Here is a 255-nt window from a genome sequence, read left to right as displayed (position 1 = left end):
GTGGATCCACAATGCGGCGGCTTACTCGCCTGTGGCTCGACGAGGACCTAGACGTTTTCTAGCCATCCCTTAGACACCTGGTGGACGTTCCCCGGATGCAGAACGGACGTTCCATACACCATTGCACCTGTCGTGACCGTGGGAACCAGATCGAAACTTCCTCTTCAGGCTATGAAGCCAGGCTGATATTTTGCGGCGAGACAACGGCAATGAATGGCGTGCGTTTAACTAACGAATTCAGCAATTTTGCTTGCA

Origin of the sequence: Acidisphaera sp. L21, assembly GCF_009765685.1 — a bacterium.
GTDB lineage: Bacteria > Pseudomonadota > Alphaproteobacteria > Acetobacterales > Acetobacteraceae > LMUY01.
Note: the sequence above shows the minus strand (reverse complement) of the source record.